Raw genomic sequence first — 2,254 nt, forward strand, 5'->3', positions numbered from 1 at the left:
GTCGAGCACGGCGGCGAGTGCCAGCAGCGTGCGCACGGGCACGTCCGGCGACGAGGTGGCCGCGGAACCCGTCGGTGCGGGCGTCCCCGTCGACGCGTGGGTCGACGGCGCCGGCCCCGTCGCCACCGCGGCGTCGATGACGGTGGTCGGGACGCCGGCATTCGTCAGCCGGCCGCGGAGCACGCGCAGTTGGTCCTGGCTGACCGTGCGAAGTCGCTGGACGAGGGCGCCCTCCTCGCCGCCGGCGAGGACCGCGGTCTCCGCCTCGACCACGCGGTCGATGGCGGCCACGGCCCGGAGGAGCAGGGCCTCGTCGGGGGCTGGCCGTCGCGTCGGCACGGGCGGCGGAGCTGGCGGGACGTCGATGCGCACGCCATGGTCGACGAGCACGGCGACGGCGGCGGCGCCCAGCCCGAGCGCGAAGAGACGACGCGGCGGACGGCCCATACCGTCCCTCACCCGTGACCCGAGCCCACGGGTGTCGCCGTCCATGCCGAGATCTTCGCACGCAGTCAGCGGTCGGCGACCACCCGCCGGCGCCGATAGAGTGGTGGGCACGCGGTTGCTCGTCCCCCTCGGGTGTCGGCTCCGGACATTCGAGAAGAGCAGGAGGCGTCGACTGATGAGCACGGCCCAGGAGATCAGAGCGACGCTCGAGCCGGTGCTCACGCCCCTCGGGCTCGTCGTCGAGGACGTCTCCGTCTCTCCCGCGGGCAAGCGGCGCCTGGTGCGCGTGCTCGTCGACTCCGACATCAGCAGCCTCGACGTCRCCGACACGTCGAGCGCCGTCCCGCCGCTGTCGCTCGACGCGGTCGCGGACGCGACCCGGGCCGTGAGCGACGAGCTCGATGCCAGTGACGTCATGGGCGCGGCGCCCTACGTCCTCGAGGTCTCCTCGCCGGGGGTGGGTCGACCGCTCGCCTCCCGCGACCAGCTCCGCCGCCAGGTGGGTCGCCTCGTCGAGGTCGTCCACCAGGGCGGCACCGACACCGGACGGCTCACCGAGGTGGGTTCCGACGCCCTCACCCTCGAGGTCCCGGCCACGAAGAAGACCGCCGCACGAACCGTGACCCTCGACCTCGACACCGTGCAGCGCGGCACCGTGCAGGTCGAGTTCACCCGGCCCGAAGCCGCCGGTGCCGCCGTTGCGGCCGGCGCCGACTTCCCGGACGACGTCCCGGACGACCTCCCCGACGACAGCCTTGCCGACCTCGACGACCCGGACGAGACGTCCGCCCTGGAAGGGGACCACTGATGGACATCGACCTCGCAGCCCTGCGCGCCCTCGAACGAGAACGCGACATCAGCCTCGACGTGCTCATCCCGGCCATCGAGCAGGCGCTGCTCGTGGCATACCACCGCACCGACGGCAGCCAGCGCATCGCGCGCGTCGAGCTCGACCGCAAGACCGGTCACGTCATCGTGTGGGCCCGTGAGGAGGGCGAGCTGCTCCCCGTGACCGAGGAGGGCGAGCGCCCCCAGCGCGGCGAGCCGGGCCCCGAGTTCGACGACACCCCCGTGGGCTTCGGCCGGATCGCCGCCTCGACGGCGCGCCAGGTCATCGTCCAGCGGCTGCGCGACCTCGAGGACGAGGCGATCCTCGGCGACTTCAAGGGTCGCGAGGGGGATGTCATCTCGGGCATCATCCAGCAGAGCCAGGACCCCCGGAACGTCCTCGTCGACTTCGGCACGGTCGAGGGCATCCTGCCCCTCGCCGAGCAGGTGCCGGGCGAGCGCTACGTCCACGGCGAGCGGCTGCGCTGCTTCGTCGTCAGCGTCAAGCGCGGGCCGAAGGGCCCCCAGGTGGGCCTCAGCCGCACCCACCCCAACCTGGTGCGCACGCTCTTCAAGTTCGAGGTGCCCGAGATCGCCGACGGCACGGTCGAGATCGCGGCCCTCGCCCGAGAGGCCGGCCACCGCACCAAGATCGCGGTGCACAGCAAGGTCGCCGGGGTCAATGCCAAGGGCGCGTGCATCGGCCCGATGGGCGCTCGCGTACGGGCGGTCATGACCGAGCTGCGCGGAGAGAAGATCGACATCGTCGACTACGCCGACGACCCGGCCACGTTCGTCGCGGCCGCGCTGTCGCCGGCCAGGGTGCAGTCGGTCGAGATCGTCGACGCGGCGGCCCGAACGGCCCGCGTCGTCGTGCCCGACTACCAGCTGAGCCTCGCGATCGGCAAGGAGGGGCAGAACGCCCGCCTCGCCGCCAAGCTGACCGGGTGGCGGATCGACATCCGTCCCGACACCGAGG

At 73.0% G+C, this 2,254-nt stretch carries 3 protein-coding genes; 2 read left to right on the top strand and 1 reads right to left on the bottom strand.

Annotation, left to right across the window (positions count from 1 at the left end; genetic code table 11):
* Positions 1-492, bottom strand: a 492-nt coding sequence (locus AC1DP0_RS21060) for a hypothetical protein (RefSeq protein ID WP_478088381.1), incomplete at its 3' end; no start/stop codon positions are given.
* 130 nt (positions 493-622) lie between these two features.
* On the opposite strand from AC1DP0_RS21060, the gene AC1DP0_RS21065 reads away from it, so the two are divergent.
* Positions 623-1,255, top strand: coding sequence for a ribosome maturation factor RimP (locus AC1DP0_RS21065; RefSeq protein WP_478088383.1), 633 nt, complete (start codon positions 623-625; stop codon positions 1,253-1,255).
* The coding region (nusA, locus tag AC1DP0_RS21070; protein WP_478088385.1) for a transcription termination factor NusA at positions 1,255-2,254 on the top strand (1,000 nt) is incomplete at its 3' end. The genes AC1DP0_RS21065 and nusA, both read left to right, overlap by 1 nt.

It is taken from the genome of Terrabacter sp. P5_B1 (genome assembly GCF_056400505.1).